The 6,000-nt window shown below is 40.6% G+C and carries 6 protein-coding genes; all 6 read left to right on the plus strand.

Annotated elements, in window-relative coordinates:
* The first annotated feature begins 37 nt into the window (after nt 1-37).
* The gene (locus tag BGM26_RS02605; RefSeq protein ID WP_217038203.1) at nt 38-286 is read left to right on the plus strand and encodes a YlmC/YmxH family sporulation protein; all 249 of its coding nucleotides are present in this window, start codon (nt 38-40) and stop codon (nt 284-286) included.
* 377 nt (nt 287-663) lie between these two features.
* The gene (gene dpaA, locus BGM26_RS02610) at nt 664-1,542 is read left to right on the plus strand and encodes a dipicolinic acid synthetase subunit A (RefSeq protein ID WP_217038204.1); all 879 of its coding nucleotides are present in this window, start codon (nt 664-666) and stop codon (nt 1,540-1,542) included.
* Nucleotides 1,543-1,562: 20 nt separating this feature from the next.
* Nucleotides 1,563-2,162, plus strand: a complete 600-nt coding sequence (gene dpaB, locus BGM26_RS02615; protein ID WP_217038205.1) for a dipicolinate synthase subunit B — start codon at nt 1,563-1,565, stop codon at nt 2,160-2,162.
* 137 nt (nt 2,163-2,299) lie between these two features.
* Nucleotides 2,300-3,349 carry an aspartate-semialdehyde dehydrogenase gene (gene asd, locus BGM26_RS02620; protein ID WP_217038206.1) on the plus strand — a complete coding sequence of 350 codons (1,050 nt, stop codon included), beginning with the start codon at nt 2,300-2,302 and terminating at the stop codon, nt 3,347-3,349.
* A 440-nt stretch (nt 3,350-3,789) separates the two neighbouring features.
* Nucleotides 3,790-5,052 carry an aspartate kinase gene (dapG, locus tag BGM26_RS02625; protein ID WP_217038207.1) on the plus strand — a complete coding sequence of 421 codons (1,263 nt, stop codon included), beginning with the start codon at nt 3,790-3,792 and terminating at the stop codon, nt 5,050-5,052.
* 2 nt (nt 5,053-5,054) lie between these two features.
* Nucleotides 5,055-5,930 (plus strand): 4-hydroxy-tetrahydrodipicolinate synthase, encoded by an 876-nt coding sequence (gene dapA, locus BGM26_RS02630; protein WP_217038208.1) that lies wholly within the window; start codon nt 5,055-5,057, stop codon nt 5,928-5,930.
* Nucleotides 5,931-6,000: the final 70 nt, after the last annotated feature.

The raw sequence follows: 6,000 nt of genomic DNA on the forward strand, positions 1-6,000 counted from the left end.
AAAAATATATAGAGGATAAAGAAACGGGGGTGTATTGATGAGACTTAGTGAATTAAGCGGTAAAGAAATAGTGGATGTGAAAAAAGCAGAAAGGCTTGGCGTTCTTGGTCAGACGGATCTCGAAATTAATGAAAAAAGTGGACAAATACAAGCATTGGTTATCCCATCTTTGAAATGGTTCGGATTTAAAAGACAAGGCGACGAAATAAGAGTACCATGGAGCCATATAAAAAAAATTGGGCATGACATGATAATCTTGGATATACCCGACGAAGAGGAAGATTGAAAGGAAAGCGGAAGCCCCCCATCCGAACAAACAAAAACCAGACTGACGATTCTCAGTCTGGTTTTTTAATCTTTATTCAGCAGAAGTCTCTATATGATATAAGTGACGTGATGAATGCAAACAGGTATTCAATTCGTTCGGGTTCAATCCCCGGCTGAAAAAAGTTAAGCCTCCGGCGAGCCTTTCGATTTTTTAAAGGAATTTATCGAGTAAGCTAAGGTGAAAATCTGGGCGCAAATACGTCAAGGCGAAATTGATTTTTATAACCTACTTTTCTTTAGGTGGAAAACTCACCGATTTTTGGGTTGATACATAAGATGTGTAAGTAGTTTAGATATCAATTCCTGTACGATTCTTTAGAAGTAGGTGAGGGTTTCATGCTGACAGGGATACAAATCGCGGTCATTGGCGGTGATGCAAGGCAGCTAGAGATCATTCGTAAATTAACGGAGCTGGATGCCAAGCTCTCATTAATTGGTTTTGAGCAGCTAGACCATGCCTTTACTGGAGCCGTCAAAGAAAAAATTGACGAAGTGGAGTTTTCAAATAAAGATGTACTTATTCTGCCAGTGCCTGGAACAGGTTTGGATGGTCAAATTGAAACAATTTTTTCGAATGAAAAGGTGTATTTACTAAAAGAGATGCTTATGGAAACTCCTCCACATTGTACTGTTTACTCTGGGATCTCCAATTCCTATTTAAACAGTATTACAAAACAGGCCAACCGCCGCCTTGTACAATTATTCGAAAGGAATGACGTTGCTATCTATAATTCTATTCCAACAGTAGAAGGAACGATTATGATGGCCATTCAACATACAGATATTACTATCCATGGGTCAAATATAATGATTCTTGGACTTGGGAGAACGGGAATGAGTTTAGCTAGAACATTCTATGCACTTGGAGCAAAAGTAAAAGTTGGCGCAAGGAAAACTGAACATTTTGCAAGGATTACTGAGATGGGCTTAACTCCTTTTCATTTAGATGAGTTGGAGGTCGAGGTAAGGGATACAGATATTTGCATCAATACAGTCCCGCATTTAATTGTTACTGCATCTGTTATTTCGAAAATGCCTGTTCATACTTTGATTATTGATCTTGCCTCAAAGCCTGGTGGAACAGATTTTCGGTATGCAGAGAAAAGAGGAGTAAAGGCATTGCTTGCACCCGGTCTGCCTGGAATTGTTGCTCCGAAAACAGCAGGACAAATACTAGCAAACGTTCTTTCTCAATTAATAAAAGATAATATGTAAAACGGAAAGGAGAATTTTTCATGAGTTTAAAAGGTAGACGTATCGGTTTTGGTTTGACAGGATCACATTGCACATATGATGCCGTATTTCCGGAAATAGAAAAGCTTGTCAACGCTGGAGCGGAAGTCCTGCCTGTTGTCACGTTTACAGTTAAAAACACCGAGACCCGATTTGGTAAAGGGGAAGACTGGATCCAGAGAATTGAGGATTTAACAGGAAATAAAGTGATCGATTCCATCGTAAAAGCGGAACCGCTCGGTCCGAAAATTCCTTTGGATTGCATGGTCATTGCCCCATTGACAGGCAGTTCGATGAGTAAATTTGCCAATGCGATGACAGATTCCCCCGTCCTCATGGCAGCAAAGGCGACATTGCGTAACCAGATGCCTGTCGTTTTAGGGATATCAACAAATGACGCGCTCGGGTTGAACGGAGTTAATTTAATGAGACTTATGGCAACGAAAAATATTTACTTTATTCCTTATGGCCAGGATGACCCGGTCAAAAAGCCGAACTCGATGGTAGCAAGGATGACCTTACTATCTGAGACCATTGAATCTGCAATCGAGGGGCGACAATTACAGCCTGTAATTGTGGAAAGATTTAAAGACGGAAATTAGCCCCTTAATTTTTCTAGCAAAGTTTATTACTTTAGCGAATGAATATGTTAAAATGGATGTTATTATAAGAAAATTCTCTCATAATAAACAATTACTTTTTGCTAGAAAAATAATTTATTTGGAAGGGGAACTTTAGATTGGAACAGAAAAAAGGATTTCATGTAGCAGTGTTAGGAGCAACAGGTGCGGTAGGTCAGCAAATGTTACAAACCTTGGAGCAAAGGGATTTCCCAATTTCGAAATTATCACTCCTATCCTCTGCTCGTTCTGCAGGTAAAAAGGTACAATTCAAAGGAGAAGAATTTACAGTACAAGAAGCAACAGCTGAAAGTTTTGCAGGTGTTGACATCGCTCTATTCAGTGCAGGGGGCAGCGTTTCAAAAGAGCTGGCAGCTCATGCGGTGGAAAATGGGGCGATTGTTGTTGATAATACGAGTGCTTTCCGAATGGATGAAAACGTGCCGTTAATTGTACCTGAAGTCAATGAAGAGGATCTTCATCAACATAAAGGAATTATTGCTAATCCAAACTGTTCGACCATTCAAATGGTAGTCGCTCTTGAGCCGGTTAGACAAAAATATGGACTTGAAAAAGTGATTGTCTCTACTTATCAGGCTGTTTCCGGATCTGGTGCAGCTGCAGTAGAAGAACTAAATGAGCAGGCAAAGGCTATTTTGAATGACGAGCCATTCGAGCCTGCAATCCTTCCTGTAAAAGGGGACAAAAAGCATTATCAGATTGCCTTTAACGCGATCCCTCAAATTGATAAGTTTGAAGAAAATGGCTTTACGTTTGAGGAAATGAAAATGATCAATGAAACGAAGAAAATTATGCATCTACCTGAACTTCAAGTTGCTGCAACATGTGTACGCTTACCAGTTGCAACTGGGCATTCAGAGTCCCTTTATTTTGAAGTGAGTGAAGAGGGAGTAAGTGCCCAAGAACTTAAAGCCTTGTTGGAAAATGCACCAGGAATTGTTTTGCAAGATGACCCGGAAAATCAAATTTATCCGATGCCTGCTGATTGTGTCGGCAAAAGTGACGTTTTTGTTGGCCGAATCCGCAAAGATTTAGATGAATCAAAAGGATTCCATATGTGGGTTGTTTCTGATAATCTTCTGAAAGGCGCCGCTTGGAATTCTGTTCAAATTGCAGAGAGCTTAATTAAACTTGGATTAGTAAAATAAGAATAACTAGGCATAATATATTTTTATTAAGCATTTTTGAAAAATATGTAAGGCAATACGATGGTGGCGTGAGCATAGCCAAGCTTCGTTAACTTTTTCATTAAATCGCCTCTAAATGCAATTATTTTCGTTACCCTGACTAAGTTAGATGTGCTGCTCGTCCCTATCTGTTTGGCTTTGTTAATTTACGATGTTGATTAGTGTTAACAGGCCTTCTTTTAACTTTATTCAGTAGAAGTCGCTAAACGATATAAGTGGCGAGATGTATCCAAACAGGTATCCAATTCTGTAGGGGTCCAAACCTCGGCTGAAAAAAGTTAAGCCTCCGGCGGATGCCTCAGATTTTTTAAAGGAATTTATCGAGCAAGCTCGATAAAAATATGGGCGCAAATACGCTAAGGCGAATTTGATTTAAAGAAGAGACGTTCAGAGGTGTAATAATGAAAATAATCGTGCAAAAATATGGAGGCACATCCGTACGTGATGCTAGCAGTCGCGCATATGCTTTAAAGCACATTCAAAAAGCACAATCCGATGGGTATAAGGTTGTTGTTGTTGTTTCAGCCATGGGCCGTAAAGGCGATCCATACGCTACAGATACATTGCTGTCACTCGTGGAAACAAATAAAGCGACAATTAATAAAAGGGAAAGTGATCTTTTATTATCTTGCGGAGAGATCATCTCCAGTGTTGTTTTTACAAACATGCTTTTAGAAAATGGGATTCGCGCTACTGCCTTAACAGGTGCGCAAGCCGGCTTTCGAACGAATAATGATCATGCTAATGCAAGAATTATTGAGATGAAATGTGATCGGCTACTTAAAGAATTTGAAATATATGATGTTATCGTTGTTGCTGGCTTTCAGGGCGTAGCAAAAAACGGGGATATTACAACCATTGGCAGAGGCGGAAGTGATACATCCGCAGCTGCTTTAGGTGCGGCGTTAAATGCTGAATGGATTGATATCTTTACTGATGTTGAGGGAATAATGACAGCTGACCCGCGAATCGCTGAAAACGCACGCCCAATAACCATCGTTACTTACACAGAGGTGTGTAATATGGCTTATCAAGGTGCGAAGGTTATTCATCCGCGAGCGGTTGAGATGGCGATGCAGGCGAAAATTCCAATTCGGATACGTTCGACCTATACAGATGGCTTAGGTACTCTTGTAACGACATTGAACAAGGTTAGCCGTGGGACAGATTTCAAGGAACGACTAGTTACGGGAATCGCTCATCTTTCGCATGTTTCACAAATTAAAGTATTAGCGAAGAAAGATCAATATAATTTACAAGCCGAAGTCTTTAAAGCAATGGCAAATGAAGGTATAAGCGTCGACTTTATCAATATTTATCCAAATGGCGTTAACTACACAGTAACAGAGGAAATGACTGAGAAGGCCATCGGTATTTTAAAAAACTTAGGACATGAACCGATCGTCGAGAAGGACTGTGCGAAGGTATCCGTTGTCGGTGCTGGTATGCAAGGTGTTCCGGGGGTCGCATCCAAAATTGTTACAGCCTTATCCGAGCAGGGAATTCGGATTTTGCAATCAGCAGACAGCCATACAACGATATGGGTGTTAGTTAAACAATTCGATCTCGCCAAAGCGGTTAATGCACTGCATGATGCCTTTCAATTAGAAGAAGATTGTTGCTTGTACGGGCGAACGGATATAAGCATAGTTAAAGGAGTGTAGTAATGATTCATTTTGGCCGAGTTTCAACAGCAATGGTTACTCCGTTTGATAAGAAGGGACATATTGATTTTCCGAAAACAACCCAGCTTATTAATCATTTAATCGAAAATGGAACAGAATCCATTGTCGTAGCTGGAACAACAGGTGAGTCACCTACATTGTCAAAAGAGGAGAAGCTAGCCTTATTCCAGCATGTAGTAAAAGTGGTTGAGAAACGAATCCCTATCATTGCTGGCACGGGAAGTAATAATACGTATGCTTCAATCGAATTGACGAAAAAAGCCGAGCAATTAGGTGTCGATGCGATCATGATTGTAGCACCTTATTATAATAAACCGAACCAGGAAGGACTTTTTCAGCATTTTAAGGCAGTGGCGGAAGTTACAAAGCTTCCAGTAATGCTGTACAATATTCCGGGCCGGTCGGCTGTCAATGTGTTGCCCGAGACAATTATCCGGCTTTCTAAAATATCGAATATTGTGGCTGTGAAAGAAGCAAGCGGTGATCTGAACGCAATGGCAAAAATTATCGCTCATACAGACGACAATTTCCTCGTCTACAGCGGCGATGATGGAATGGCGCTTCCCATAATGGCGATTGGCGGAAACGGGGTTGTCTCTGTTGCTTCCCACGTGATCGGGAATGAAATGCAAGCAATGATTCAGGCCTTTTTGAATGGTGAAAATGAAAAGGCAGCGAGGATGCATCAAGAATTATTGCCCATCATGGAGGGTCTTTTTGCGGCTCCAAATCCAACACCAGTTAAAACCGCTCTTCAGCTTAAAGGGCTTGACGTCGGATCTGTCCGTTTGCCATTAGTTCCATTATCAGAGCAAGAAAGAAGAGCATTAGCCGCGTTGTTTCAGAAAGAAGAATAGCACATTAAGCCAATCAGTTAAAACTGGTTGGTTTTTTTATGGCTGTTTTCGTAAAGTTTGTTGCTTTTAA

The sequence above is a fragment of the Bacillus sp. FJAT-29790 genome (assembly GCF_019039215.1).
GTDB lineage: Bacteria > Bacillota > Bacilli > Bacillales > Cytobacillaceae > Cytobacillus.